This window comes from Streptomyces sp. NPDC048637, assembly GCF_040650675.1.
GTDB lineage: Bacteria > Actinomycetota > Actinomycetes > Streptomycetales > Streptomycetaceae > Streptomyces.
In genome coordinates, this window is the sequence record NZ_JBEZHQ010000004.1 from 43316 (window position 1) to 57194 (window position 13879).

8 protein-coding genes are annotated in these 13879 nt (G+C 71.4%); 4 read left to right on the forward strand and 4 right to left on the reverse strand.

Features of this window, described 5'->3' with window-relative positions; all coding sequences use genetic code 11:
- Positions 1–642 precede the first annotated feature (642 nt).
- Positions 643–2697: a restriction endonuclease gene (locus AB0C46_RS07645; protein ID WP_362826520.1), complete on the reverse strand. Its 2055-nt coding sequence runs from the start codon at positions 2695–2697 to the stop codon at positions 643–645.
- A 636-nt stretch (positions 2698–3333) separates the two neighbouring features.
- Here AB0C46_RS07645 and AB0C46_RS07650 point away from each other — a divergent pair.
- Both AB0C46_RS07650 and AB0C46_RS07655 read left to right on the forward strand, forming a co-directional pair.
- Positions 3334–5442, forward strand: a complete 2109-nt coding sequence (locus AB0C46_RS07650) for an alpha-galactosidase (protein ID WP_362826522.1) — start codon at positions 3334–3336, stop codon at positions 5440–5442.
- 703 nt (positions 5443–6145) lie between these two features.
- Entirely contained in the window at positions 6146–6988 is an 843-nt protein-coding gene (locus AB0C46_RS07655) for a nitroreductase/quinone reductase family protein (RefSeq protein ID WP_362826524.1), read from the forward strand.
- Positions 6989–7016: 28 nt separating this feature from the next.
- Here the strand turns inward: AB0C46_RS07655 and AB0C46_RS07660 are convergent, their stop codons facing one another.
- A complete protein-coding gene (locus tag AB0C46_RS07660) occupies positions 7017–8579 on the reverse strand; it encodes an AMP-binding protein (RefSeq protein WP_362826525.1) in 1563 nt (520 codons plus the stop codon).
- A gap of 307 nt (positions 8580–8886) precedes the next feature.
- On the opposite strand from AB0C46_RS07660, the gene AB0C46_RS07665 reads away from it, so the two are divergent.
- Positions 8887–10716, forward strand: a complete 1830-nt coding sequence (locus AB0C46_RS07665; protein WP_362826527.1) for an alpha-L-fucosidase — start codon at positions 8887–8889, stop codon at positions 10714–10716.
- Between the two features lie 157 nt (positions 10717–10873).
- On the opposite strand, the gene AB0C46_RS07670 is transcribed toward AB0C46_RS07665, so the two are convergent.
- Positions 10874–11044, reverse strand: coding sequence for a hypothetical protein (locus AB0C46_RS07670; RefSeq protein WP_167551408.1), 171 nt, complete (start codon positions 11042–11044; stop codon positions 10874–10876).
- 391 nt (positions 11045–11435) lie between these two features.
- Between AB0C46_RS07670 and AB0C46_RS07675 the strand changes: the two genes are divergently transcribed.
- Positions 11436–12860, forward strand: a complete 1425-nt coding sequence (locus AB0C46_RS07675) for a lipase maturation factor family protein (protein ID WP_362826529.1) — start codon at positions 11436–11438, stop codon at positions 12858–12860.
- On the opposite strand, the gene AB0C46_RS07680 is transcribed toward AB0C46_RS07675, so the two are convergent.
- A complete protein-coding gene (locus AB0C46_RS07680; protein ID WP_362826531.1) occupies positions 12754–13842 on the reverse strand; it encodes a tetratricopeptide repeat protein in 1089 nt (362 codons plus the stop codon). The genes AB0C46_RS07675 and AB0C46_RS07680 overlap by 107 nt on opposite strands.
- Positions 13843–13879 lie beyond the last annotated feature (37 nt).

Below are 13879 nucleotides of genomic sequence, written 5' to 3' on the forward strand. Positions count from 1 at the left end.
CCCGATACGCCGGTGTCCGCGGCTCTCCCCCATACGGACTCACGAATGCCGCCATCGAGCCGGACGCCTCATGAGGCCTCCGGTTCCGTCCCCCCAGGGCCGCTGCCTCGTCCTGTGCCGCCTGCGCCTCGGCGGGGCGGTCCAGCGCCGCCAGCACCTCGCTGAGGGTGCACAGGGAGCCGGCGAGATGGTGGCTGACCAGCACCGCAGCCCGCAGCGACCGCCATGCGGGTAGTTCAGCGGCCCCCGCCGCCGCCCGGCGCAGCCCCGGCCTCGACCGCGGGGCACCCGGCACGACCGGACGTCCCGACTCCCACAGCTGATTCCTGTACGAACCCGGTCTCGCCGCCCACCGCATCCGCAACCCGACGATCCAACGCCGGGTCGCGGTGTGCAACGCCGTGGAGCACTTCCCGACGCGGGACGCGGTGGCCGCCGTGGAGCAAGGCATCGCCGCCGTCACCCGGCACATGGCGTCGAGCGGCCAATGGCCGGGAATACGCGTGGTCTAGCCGGATGCTCACAGCAGGAGAACGCCAACTGCTGCTCCGTGGAGCGAACTTGGGAGCGCACTTGGCCGACCACTCCTATGGGGCGGCCGCCGGGGCCTGCCCTGCCCTTCAGATCCTCCCGCCCCGGGCCTCAGGCGACGTCGATGCCGTACTCCTGCACCAGCGCCTCCAGACCGCCGGGGAAGCCCTTGCCGCCGGCCACGAAGTCCCAGTCGCCGCCCGCCCGTTGACGGAACGAGCCGAGCACCAGCGCGGTCTCGCCGCGCCGCCCCTCCGAGACCTCCAGTTGCCCCAGCTCCTCCCCCGACGCGTCCAGCAGCCGTATCCGGGCGTCGGTGAAGCCGGAGAGATCCGCGTCGGGGTTGACCTGGGGGTCGATCGCCGCGACCAGGACCAGCCGGTCGGCGTCCGGCGGCAGCGCTTCGAACCGCACCTGCATCGCGGCCCGGTCGGGGGCGAAGCCGGGCAGCATCCGCACCGAGCCGTCCGGGTTGCGCGGATTGTTGTAGAAGACGAAGTGATCGTCGCTCAGGACGCTGGTCCCCTTGCACACCAGGGCGCAGACATCGAGGGCGACCTCGCCGGACCAGTTCATGCCGAGGATGTTGTGGTCCGGCGCCTCATCGGCGGTGGCGGAGCCGGCGGGAGCGTCCGCGCCGAGCCGTCCGCGCAGCCCGTACCGGCCGAGCAGATCGACGAGTTCGGAGCCGGCGATCAGGCTGAGCGGCTTGCCGTTGGCGAAGGTGTGGGCGCCCGGGCCGAAGCGGGAGGTCGTCACCAGCACGCCCTTGTTGGCACCTTCGGACTGGACGGTGCCGTAGAGATCGCGGACGGCGGTCGGCGGGACGGTGTGGCGATAGCGCTTGACCTGCACCACGATCTTGCCGCCGCGGATCGGGTCGGGATCCAGCGCGTCCACATCGACCCCGCCGTCGCCGGAGCGCTGGGTGGTCACGGCCTGCATGCCCATGGCGCGGAACAGCTCGGCAATCAGATTCTCGAAGGCGATCGGGTCCATCTCGTACAGATCCGGTTCGCTGTCGGTGCCGTGTGAGACGACCCCGCCCCCGACGTCGCCCGGCAGGCGTCCGGGGCGTACCGCGGTCCGCTGGTCGGGACGCGCGGCGAGCTGACCGCGCAGCCCGTCGGTGAGGCACTCCACCGCACTGACCTGCGCGAGGTGGAAGGTGTCAAAGGCGCTGCGGGGCGCCATGACGGTCGCCAGATACACCTGGGCCGGGCGGCCGGTCACCGGGTCCACATCGTCCACGAACCCGTTCAGGGCAACCGAGTCCAGCGTGCCGTAGGTGTCGGCGGCGAAGAGGTCGCGCAGCACCAGCAGCACGCTCTGGGCGAGGACATCGCGGTAGAGCGCGCGGCGCTGCGCGGCCGGCCGGGCGGTCTCCTTCTCCTGGTCGGCGGTGGGCATGTACCGGACGGCTCTGGTCTCCGGGACGACGGCGTAGCCCGGGAGCTCCCAGTCCAGGACGAGCTGGCGGGCCATCGGGTCGTATGCGGCGGCGACCTGCCGGGGAAAGCCCTCCGGCCAGGCGGTGGAGGAGTACAGCGCGGCGGAGAAGTACTCGACGGCCGCGTCCGGGTCGCCGCCGCGCAGGCCGGACAGCAGCTCCGCCATCCCTGCGTTGTGCTGCCGGATCTCGGCGAGTGCGCCCGTGGCCCACTGGTCGTACTGCTGCCGGTAGGCCGCGAGTTGGGCCTGCCGCCGGCTCTCCGCGGCCTGCGCGGCGTACCAGTCCTGCTCGTAGCGGGCACGGGCCTCACCCTGGGCGCGGTCACGGCGGACACCGACCTGCCATCCACCCGGCGGCGCCTGATAGCGCGCCGGGTCGGGCATCGGGACCGGGGTGGCGAGGGCGCCGGGCGCGAACTCCGCGATGCGCTCGGGGCGCAGCAGCGCGGCGGGCGAGAACGCGGGGGCGCGGCAGCCTTCGGCGAGGAGGCCGGTCAGTGCGGCGACCCGGCTGTCCAGCTCCTCGGTCCGGCGGCGGGCGTCGGCCTCACGTTGCTGCCGGTAGGCCGCCTGCCGCTCGCGGTGCATCCGCGCCATGGCGCGTTCGGCGTCCCGGGCCTGCCGTTCCTGGTCGCGCTGCTGCTGTGCTCGCGCGCGGCGCTGGGCTTCCTGCTGGCGCTGCTGCTGCCGCTGCGCCTCGGCCCAGATGGCCATTAACCCATGGGAACGGCGGCTCATATCGCTCTGTGTCCTCCCCCCGGGGCGGCTGCCCCCGGAACCCTGTGGAAGCGGTTTCACCTGCGCTATTGGTGAGACCTTAGCGGGGGAGCGAGGGGTCGGTCACGGTCGGGTACGAAGATTCGGCCCACTTCGCGGGGCGCCTTCACGGGGGACCTTCGCGGGGCGCGGGCCGGCCGGCGTTCCGGGCGGTTGCGGGCGCGGGCCGGCCGCCGATCCGGGCGGTTCCGGGCGCGGGCCGGGCGCCGATCCGGGCGGTTCCGGGCGCGGACCAGCCACCGTTCGGGGCGCTTGCACGCGTGGCCAGGCCACCATTCCGCGCGCTTGCGGGCGTCGCCCGGCCACCATTCCACGCACTTGCAGACGCCGCCCGGCCACCATTCCACGCACTTGCAGACGCCGCCCGGCCACCGCTCCACGCACTTGGAGGTCGCCCGGCCACCGTTCCGGGCCCCGGGACCGTGGGCGGCCGGAAGCCGTCTGGTGTGCCGGGCCGTGCGTCCGGTACCTCTCGCAGCGGGGCCTCGCCGTCATGCCCGTCCCACCGCCCGTGCCGTTCGTCCGGCCCCCGGCACGCCCCCGCCCTCCCGTCCGTCACGAAGGGAACCCACCATGGACGACCTCCTGCACTTCCGGGCCGCCGGCACCAGCCTGGTGCTGGACACATCCGGTACCGGTCTGCCGCGCCTCGTGCACTGGGGCGCCGACCTCGGTGCGTCCACGCCCGGCCGGCTCGCCGGGCTGCTCGCCGCCGATGTTCCCCAGACCGTCTCCAACGCACTGGACGAGCCGGTTCCGCTGAGCGTGCTGCCGCAGCAGTCCGCGGGCTGGCTCGGCACCCCGGGGCTGAGCGGCCATCGTGCGGGCCGTGGCGAAGCGCCCGCGTTCACCGTGTGCGGCAAGTCCGTAGAGGACGAGAGCCGGCGGCTGACCGTCGAGGCGGTGGACCCGGACGGCGGTCTGGCGCTCACGCTGGAGCTCGGACTGACGGATGCCGGACTGGTGCGGCTGCGCGCGGCAGTCACCAACACCGGCGAGGAGCCATACCACCTCACCGAGCTGACGCCCGCCCTGCCGGTCCCCGCGCAGGCCACCGAGCTTCTCGATCTCACCGGCCGGCATCTGCGGGAACGCGCCCCGCAGCGGCATGCGTTCACCCTGGGCACGCATCTGCGGGAGAGCCGGCGCGGGCGCCCCGGCAGTGATGCGACGCTGCTGCTGACCGCCGGGGAGGCGGGCTTCGGCTTCCGGTCCGGTGAGGTGTGGGGGCTGCACGTGGCCTGGAGCGGCAACCATCGCTCGCTCGCCGAGCGCACCCCGGCCGGGCAGGCGGTGCTGGCCGGCGGCGAACTGCTGCTGCCCGGCGAGATCCAGCTGGCCCCGGGCGCCACCTACCGCTCCCCCTGGCTCTACGGCTCCTACGGACGCAACGGTCTGGACGAGCTGGCCGGCCGCTTCCACCGCGAGCTGCGGGCCCGCGACGGACACCCCGGCTCCCCCCGGCCGGTCACCCTCAACACCTGGGAGGCGGTGTACTTCGACCAAGACCTGGCCACGCTGGAACGGCTGGCGCGGGCGGCGGCCGAGGTCGGCGCGGAACGGTTCGTGCTGGACGACGGGTGGTTCCGGGGACGGCGGGACGATCGCGCCGGGCTCGGCGACTGGTATGTGGACGCCGAGGTCTGGCCGGAGGGGCTGCGGCCACTGATCGGCACCGTGCAGGGGCTGGGGATGCAGTTCGGGCTGTGGGTCGAACCGGAGATGGTCAACCCGGACTCCGATCTGGCCCGCGCGCATCCGGACTGGATGCTGGCCGCCTCCCCGTCGCGGCTGCCGCCGGCCGCCCGCCATCAGCAGGTCCTCGATCTGGCACGCCCCGAGGCGTATGCATATGTCCTCGAACGGCTGGACACCCTGCTGCGCGAGCACCGTATCGACTGTCTGAAATGGGACCACAACCGCGATCTCGTGGATGCCGCCGCGCACCACCAGACGACGGCCGTCTACCGACTGATGGACGAACTGCGCACACGGTACCCGCAGTTGGAGATCGAATCCTGTGCGTCCGGTGGCGCCCGGGTGGATCTGGGAGTGCTGGAGCGAACCGACCGGGTGTGGACCAGCGACTGCATCGATGCGCTGGAGCGGCAGCGGATCCAGCGCTGGACCGGACTGCTGCTGCCGCCGGAGCTGCTCGGCGCGCATGTGGGGGCGCCGCTCGCGCAGACGACGGGGCGGAGGCACTCCCTCGACTTCCGGGCGGGGACCGCGCTGTTCTGCCACTTCGGGATCGAGTGGGACCTGACGGCGGCGAGTGCGGCGGAGCGGGCGCGGCTGGCCGAGTGGGTGGCGCTCTATCGGACCCTGCGGCCGCTGCTGCACAGCGGGACGGTGGTGCGCGGTGACCATCCCGACCCGGCCCTGTGGGTGCACGGTGTGGTGGCCGGGGACGCCGGACGGGCGGTGTTCGCGCTGGTGCAGCTGGCGACGAGTGTGCAGTCCCCGGCCGGGCGGGTGCGGCTGCCGGGGCTGGACCCGGACGCGGACTACCGGCTGTCGCCGCTGGCGCCGGGCGACCGCCCGGAAGGGCCGGTCACCTCGGCGCTGCCCTGGTGGGAGCAGGGTGTGACGCTGCCGGGCCGGGTGCTGGCCGAGGTGGGGGTACAGGCGCCGACACTGTTCCCGGAGCGGCTGGTGCTGCTGGAGGCCGTACGGCTCTGAGTCGGTGCTGGTGCCGGAGCCGGAGTCAGTGCCGGAGTCGGTGCCGGGTGCCGCTGGTCTCCGGTCCCGGCAGGTGTGCGGGACCGGCGAGGTTCACCTTCCAGAACCCGTCGGGCCGCTGGACGGCGAGGAATTGCCGGCGTTCCCTGAACACACCCCTCCGGACGGCAGTTCAGGCAGGCAGGCGTACAGCGGGCGGATCAGGAACACGGACTCCTGGCCGAATTTCGCTCTGCCGTTGCCTTCGCCCCTTTGCGGCATTACCTTTGTCACCGTGACTACCGGGTCGGCCATGTGCCATGAGCGAGTGAGGTTCCCGGTCACCACGTGACCGCCAGGCGGGCGCCCAGAGGCCCGCCCCTCCGCTCTTTGAGTTCTCGCGCGTTTCGCGCCCATCTTCTGCCTGCGGATTGTGATCCGCGCACGGGTTCCACCCTGCCTGCGCACCTCTTCCGCACGCACCTTCCGCGTAACCGCGACCTTCCGCGCGTCCGCGACCTTTCCGTTTCCGCCTTTCCGTTTCCGCCTTTCCGTTTCCGCCTTTCCGTTGCCGCCTTAGCGGCGCTCCGCACCACGCCGAATTCCTTTCGCCCGTGGTCAATTCGCCCTGCCCGACGAGCGGTTCTCCGCCTCGTCCGCAGGGCTTCCTCGCCCTGCCTCCGCGGGCGCACCCGCACTCCCCCATCCTGGAGAAACACCGAATATGCCGATCGATTTCAACCGACAGATCATCGAGGAGTTCCGCGCCAACGGCGGACGCGTCGGCGGCCCCTTCGAGGGCGGCCGACTGCTTCTGCTGACCACCACGGGCGCCCGGTCCGGCGCCCCGCACACCACCCCGCTCGGCTACCTTCCCGACGGCGACGGACGCGTCCTGGTCATCGCCTCGGCAGGCGGCGCACCGAAGCACCCGGCCTGGTACCACAATCTGCTGGCCCATCCCCGCGTCACCGTCGAGGCAGGCGTCTTCACCTACGAGGCGCAGGCCACTGTCCTGGAAGGCGCCGACCGCGACCGCGCCTTCGCCCGCGCGGCCGAGACCGATCCCGGATGGTCCGATTACCAGGAGAAGACGGAGCGCATCCTTCCCGTGGTGGTCCTGGAGGAAATCCCTGCCGGGCCGCCGAATATCAGGGCTTCCTCGGTGGGCGCGGCACTCAAGGCGGTGCACGACGGATTCCGCCGGGAACTCGCCCTGATCCGCGAGGAAATCGCCGCATCGGGACCCGGTCTCGGCGCCCAGCTACGGGTGAACTGTCTGACCCTCTGCCAGGGGCTGCGCAATCACCACACCGGTGAGGACGCCGGAATGTTTCCGATGCTCGGCCGGTATCACCCCGAACTCACACCGGCCCTGGAGCGAATGCACCAGGAACACGAGAAACTCGCGGTCCTCCTCGCCGCCCTGCAGAAAGTCATCTCCGCCGAGGATGCGGATCCGCAGCAGGTGCTCTCCGAAGTTGAGCGCCTCACGGAGGAGGTGGAAAACCATCTCACCTATGAGGAGGAGCAGTTGATCCCGATCCTCGACGGAGGGAGCTGCTGAACCGGGACGGCCGCCGGGCGGGGCACATTCAGATCGCGCCGTCGTGACCCGCCCAGTACGGATCCCGCAGCTGCCGCCTGAAGAGCTTTCCCGACTCATCACGCGGCAGCCGCTCCTCGAAGACCACGGCCCGGGGGACCTTGTATCCGGCGAGCCGCGCACCGACATGGGCCCGTACCGTCTCGGCGCTGAGCAGCACGCCGGCTTCGGTCTCCAGATGCACGGCGAGGACCTCACCGAACTCCTCGTCGGGGATGCCGAAGACCGCCACGTCACGGACCCCGTCGAGGGCGAGCAGACAGCCCTCGATCTCCGCGGGGTAGATGTTGACGCCGCCGGAGATGACCATGTCGTTGCGGCGGTCGCTGAGGTAGAGATAGCCGTCGGCGTCGAGATGGCCGATGTCCCCGATGGTGACGTACCCGGGCAGGCCCGGCGCTTCCATGGCGGCGCGCTTGTCCGGGTCACCGAGGTAGGTGAACCGGGGCCAGTCGTCGGCCGGTTTGAGGTAGATGTCGCCGGTGGTGCCGGTCGGCAGCGGCGCTCCGCCGGGGCCGAGGACCGCGACCCCGCAGGTTCCGGTGGCCCGTCCAACGGTGCCGGGGTGGGCCAGCCACTCCGGGCTGTCGCACCATGTCACGGCACCGGTCTCGCTGCCGCCGTAGTACTCCCGCAGTACCGGTCCCAGCCAGTCGATCATGGCGTGTTTGATGTGCGGCGGGCAGGGCGCCGCGGCGTGGACGACGGAGGTGAGCGAGGACAGGTCGTAGCGCTCGCGGACGTCCTTGGGCAGGCGCAGCAGCCGGACGAACATCGTGGGCACGACCTGGACCTGCTCGATGCGGTGGTGTGCGATCAGCCGGAGGAACTCCTCGGCGTCGAAGCGCGGCATCAGGGTGATGTCCAGGCCCGCCGCGAGGGCGAGGACGGCGTGCTGGCTGGGCGAGGCGTGGTAGAGCGGGGCCGGGATGAGCGTACGGCCGCCGGGGGCGACGGCGAAGTACTCCAGGAACCGCAGCACTGCTTCTTCCAGCCGGTCCGCGGCGACGGGTTCGCGCAGAACTCCCTTGGGACGTCCGGTGGTTCCGGAGCTGTAGATCACGGTGGCCGGGCGTTCCACGGCGGCCTTCCGCAGCGGTTCGCAGCCGTCCAGCCAGTCGTCGAGCAGCGGGTGTGCACCGGTGGACGGCGACAGGGCGATCCCACAGGCGGCCGCGACACCGGCCGGGACGGCCACCTCGACGATCCGTACGCCGTCGGGAAGCGCGGCGGACACCCCGGCCAGCAGGTCGGTGTGCACAAAGACGACCTTGCTGCGGCTGTCGGTGAGCACATGGCGCAGCTCGTGGTGCCGGAAGTGCCAGTTGACGGGGACCGCCGAGGCCCCGAGCAGCGCGGCCCCGGCGGTGATCTCCAGATGGGCGGGCTCGTTGCGCAGCACGACGGCGATCCGGTCGCCGGGCTCAACTCCCCATTCCGCCAGGCCGGTGGCGATCCGTGCCGCACGTTCGAGGAAGGCCGGATAGTCGCGTTCATGGCCCGCGCAGCGGATGACCGGGGCGCCGGCGGCGGATCGGGCGACGGCTTCCATGGTGCCTCCAGTGAGTGCGACCGGAAGGCCAATTGAACCGGCAAGTGGCGGTGCCCGCCAGGGCACTGACTTTGCGTCAGCCTTGTGCCGGGCCATCGGATGCCCCCTTCTCGGCCATTCCCCCCGCCCCTCTTAGGTCCGAGGTCTCCTGGCCCTCCACCCGCCAACTTCCCCAACTCACCGCTCCACACCCCAAGATGCTCCGATGTTTGTCGCGTCCGGGGTCTTCCGGTCCGGGTGCCGGGGCTGCACCATGCGGGATGGCACAGGAGGCACGTACGTGACCAACTGACCCGAGGAGCGAGCGATGCACAGCCGCACAAGACCGTTCGGGCTGCTGGGACTGGCGGGGGTGTTGAGCGCCCTGCTGCTGGCCGTCGGCGGCCCCGTGGCCGCCGCGAAGCCCCCGCCCCGGCCCGCCGCCGGTCCCGGCACCAACCACGCGACCGACGATCCCTTCACCTCGCCGCGCACCTCGTGGTGGCGTCAGAGCCGCTTCGGGATGTTCATCCACTTCGGCGCGTACTCGAACCTGGAGGGCGAGTACACCCGGCCCGACGGCACGGTCTGCCGCAACGCGGAGTGGATCAAACGCGAGTGCCGGATCCCGGACGAGGAGTACGAGCGGCAGGCCGCCACCTTCAACCCGTCCGCCTTCGACGCCCGGGCGATCGTCCGGGCGGCCAAGGACGCCGGTCAGCGCTATATCGTCATCACCTCCAAGCACCACGACGGCTATGCGATGTGGCCGACGCGGCAGAACACCTGGAATCTGCGTGACCACTCCTCCTTCGACCCGCACCGCGACATCCTCGCCGAGCTGAAGAAGGCCGCCGACGCCGCCGGGATCAAGCTGGGTTTCTACTACTCGATCTGGGACTGGCACGACCCGGACTTCGCCGGCCCGGCCACCTTCCCGCGCTACAAGAAGCGGATGTACGGCCAGCTCAAGGAGCTGATCGACACCTACGACCCGGCGCTGCTGTGGTTCGACGGCGAGTGGGACACGGACAACCCCACCAACCCCTGGTCACGCCGGGACGGTGCCGATCTCCAGGCGTATCTGCACGCCCTGAACCCCCGTCTGATCGTCAACAACCGTGTCGGAAAGCGCGAGGTGGTCGACGGCGACTTCGGCACACCGGAGCAGGAGATCCCCGCGGAGCCGGTCGACGGGCAGCTGTGGGAGAGCTGTATGACGCTCAACGACCACTGGGGCTTCGCCAAGTACGACACCCACTGGAAGTCCTCGGCGACCGTGGTGCGCAACCTGCTGGACGTGGCGAGCCGCGGCGGCAACTATCTGCTCAACGTAGGCCCGGACCGACTCGGGCGCATCCCGCAGCCGTCCGTCGACCGGCTGCGCGAGACCGGCCGGTGGCTGGCCGCGCACGGCCAGGGCGACGCGGTGTACGGGGCCGGGCACACCGGGCTGGTGGCGGACCCGCCGTGGGGTGCGGTCTCCCGCCGGGGCGACGAGCTGTATGCCGCCGTCACCTCCTGGCCGGCCGCCGGCGCTCCCCTCCACCTCACGGCCAGGGCACCGTTCGACATCACCGCGGCCCGGGTGCTGGGCAGCTCCCAGCAGGTGAAGGTCGCCCGGTCCGGGGACGGCTTCGATCTCACGCCGTCCGGCGCGGCCACCGATCCACGCGCAAGCGTCATCCGGCTCACCGTCCGCCCGCCAGCCGCGGCGCCCGCCGGCACCGGCACCGGGCTGACGGCGCGGAGCTGGGCCAATGACTCCTTCACCGGCCCGCCCGCGGTGACCACGGTCGATCCGACGGTGAACAAGTCCTACCGCTTCGACGGCTCACCGGACCCGAAGATCCCCGCCGGTCGCTTCAGCACCCGGTGGACCGGCAGCATCCAGCCGCGCTACGACGAGACGTACACCTTCACCACCGTCTCGGACGACACCGTGCGGCTGTGGATCGACGGCAAGCCGGTGATCGACAGCACCACCCCGCACGGCCCGAAGGCCGACAAGGGGACGATCACCCTGAAGGCCGGTCACCGGCACCGCATCCGGATCGACTACACGGAGCAGACCGGCGAGGCCCATATGAAGCTGCTGTGGTCCAGCCCGAGCCAGGACCGGCAGATCGTGCCGCGGCGTCAGCTCTACGCCGACTGACCGCGGGCGGGAATCGCCCGCGCCCGGTTGGGCCGTTCGGGTCGGCTGCTCTACGGCTCACCCGGCGGCGCGGCCGCGGTGCCCGCTCGGGCGCCGGCCCTGACCCGGAGGAGGAGGCCCACGGGTCAGGGCCGGCGCCACACCTGCGATCAGCCGATCAGTCGATACCGCGGAAGATGTTCGGCTCGGCGGGATCGTCCTCGCAGCCGGCCAGGCGCACCGGGGCGCAGCGGTCCCAGGCTTCCAGGTTGCGGACTTCCTTGATCCGGCCGGGCCGCTCGCCCTGCTTCAAACGGGGCTGCTTGTGTTGAGCCTTGTGCAATGCCACCACGCACTCCTTCATCGAGGTATTGGTTCCGACGCGGTGGCGCCTTGTTCACAAACCGGGAGGTCAGCCAAGGTTTGTGGCGTTCCCGCGACGGGCCAATGGTGTTGGCGTCTCCCAGAAAGGTCGTCCGTCGCCCCTCAGAGTAACGACGCCGCACGCGGCGCGCTCGACGTTTTCCGGCGAGAAAGTCAAGTCCTCGAAAAGCGCGAATACCGCCCCCCGTGATTGACGGGGAATGGGGTGGAATTTGTGATGCACATCACTCACTCCAATGGCCCTGCGGTTGCTGCATTCGCCCGGGTCCCTACGCTGGAGAGTGAGCGGGGGATCCAGCCTCCGGGGCCGCGCGCCATGCCGCAGAGCGCGCGGCCACGGTGCTACCCATGGGCGGGTGGCATGGTTCTCGGATTCCGGATACTGGCTGGGGCGGCTGGTTTTCCAGCGCATGCTGGCCGTTCTCTATGTGGTCGCGTTCCTCGCGGCGGTGCGGCAGTTCCGGGCGCTGATCGGTGCGCGCGGCATGCTGCCGGTGCCGGCATACGTGGCGATGGTGCCGTTCCGCGCGGCCCCCTCGGTCTTTCACTGGCACTACTCGGACCGCTTCTTCGCGCTGTGGTCATGGGGTGGGGTCCTGCTCGCCGCGGCCGTGGCGGCGGGGGCCGCGGACGCCGTGCCGCTGTGGGCGTCGATGGTGCTGTGGGCCGTGCTGTGGGTGATGTATCTGTCCATCGTGAACGTCGGGCAGACCTGGTACGGCTTCGGCTGGGAGTCGCTGCTGCTGGAGGCGGGCTCGCTGGCGGTGTTCCTCGGCAATGCCGAGACCGCTCCCCCGGTGACGGTCATGTGGCTGCTGCGATGGGTACTGTTCCGGGTGGAGTTCGGCGCCGGGCTGATCAAGATGCGCGGCGACAGCTGCTGGCGGGATCTGACCTGCCTCTACTACCACCATGAGACCCAGCCGATGCCGGGCCCGCTGAGCTGGTTCTTCCACCATCTGCCGGGGCCCCTCCACCGGGTCGAGGTGGCCGCCAACCATGTCGCCCAACTCGTCGTGCCGGTCCTGCTGTTCACCCCGCAGCCGATCGCCGGATGGGCGGCGGTCGCGATGGTCGTCACCCAGCTGTGGCTGGTGGTGTCCGGCAACTTCGCCTGGCTGAACTGGGTGACCATCGCGCTCGCCATGTCGGCCGCCGCACCGCTGTGGGCGCAGCCCTCCGCGCCGCTCCCGGCGCCGCCCGTGTGGTTCGAGGTCCTGGTCCTCCTCGCCACCGCCGGGGTCCTCGCGCTCAGCTACCGCCCGGCCCGCAATCTGCTGGCCCGGCAGCAGCTGATGAACACGTCCTACGAGTCGCTGCATCTGGTCAACTCGTACGGCGCGTTCGGCAGTATCACGCGGGTGCGCCGGGAGATCGTGGTGGAGGGGACGGCGGACGCGGTGACCGGGCCGGACACGACCTGGCGCGCGTACGAGTTCCACGGCAAGCCGGGCGAGGTGCGCCGGTTACCGCGTCAGTTCGCGCCGTATCACCTGCGGCTGGACTGGCTGATGTGGTTCGCCGCCCTGTCGCCGGCCTACGCACGGGCGTGGTTCGTGCCGTTCGTGGCGCGGCTGCTGGAGAACGACCGGGACACGCTGCGGCTGCTGCGTGTCAATCCGTTCCCCGATCTGCCGCCGGCCCGGATCAGGGCCCGGGTCTTCCGCTACCGCTTCACGACCTGGCGGGAACTGCGGGATACCGGGGCGTGGTGGCATCGCACCGAGGAGCGGGAGTTTCTGCCGCCGGTGACTCGGTCAGCTCTGCACGGAAGGCGATGACCATATCCCGCGCATGGCGGAGTCCGATGCGCGCGAAGTCCTTTTCCAGGGAGGCCAGTTCGGCCAGTGCCTCGTCCCGGTCGCGGCCGAGGCGGGTGCGGGACTTGACGAGGCCGAGCCGGGAGAGGGCCACGCCACGGGGCTCCTGCATGTCGCTGAACTCCTGCAGCGAGAGCGTGTAGGTCTCCCGCGCGGACTCGTAACGGCCCGCCCGGTACAGGACGTTGGCGCGCATCTTGTGGTTGTACGCGAGCGCGCTCGCCAGGTCCATGGTGCGGCAGATGGTCTCCGCCTCGGACAGCAGCGCCAGCGCCCGGTCCGTCTCGCCCTGTACGGACAGGACATCGGCGACGCCGCGCAGCGACCAGGCGCGCCCGCGGGCGTCGTCGGCCTCGGCGGCGATCCGGGCGGACTCCTCGAACAGCTCCAGGGCCTTGTCGTAGCCGCCCGTGTTGCGGTGCATCTGGGCTATGCCGGACATCGCCCAGACCATGTGCCGGGCCTCGCCGTGCGCCCGGCCCTGTTCGAGCAGCTGCTCGTGGAGCTCGGCGACCGCGGCGTAGTCGCCCTGTATGCGGCCGGTCTCGGCGAGGCCGGCGAGCGAGTAGCCGTGGGCGAGGCGGTCGCCGCTGCCGTCGGCCAGCGCCACGGCATGGGTGAGCAGCCGGCGGGCGAGCGGCAGGGTCCCGCACTGGCGGGCCAGGGTGCCGCCGCTCCACAGGGCCCAGGCCATGGCGCCCTGGTCACCGGCCGTGCGGGCGCTGCGGTAGCTCTCCCGCCAGGCGTCGCCCGCCTCCGCCACCCGGCCGAGCCGGCGGTTGGCCTCGGCGACCGCGAGTGCGGCCCGCGACCGCTCCAGTGGCGTGCCCGCGTCGGCGTGCGCCCGGCTCGCCGTCGCCAGCACCTCCTCGTAGGAGGAGTTCACGCCCAGCGCCGAGCCCAACTCGCCCTGGTATTCCGGGGCGAATGCCTTGCCGTACATATATCCGTGGCCTCTCGATCATCTCCGTGCCTTGATC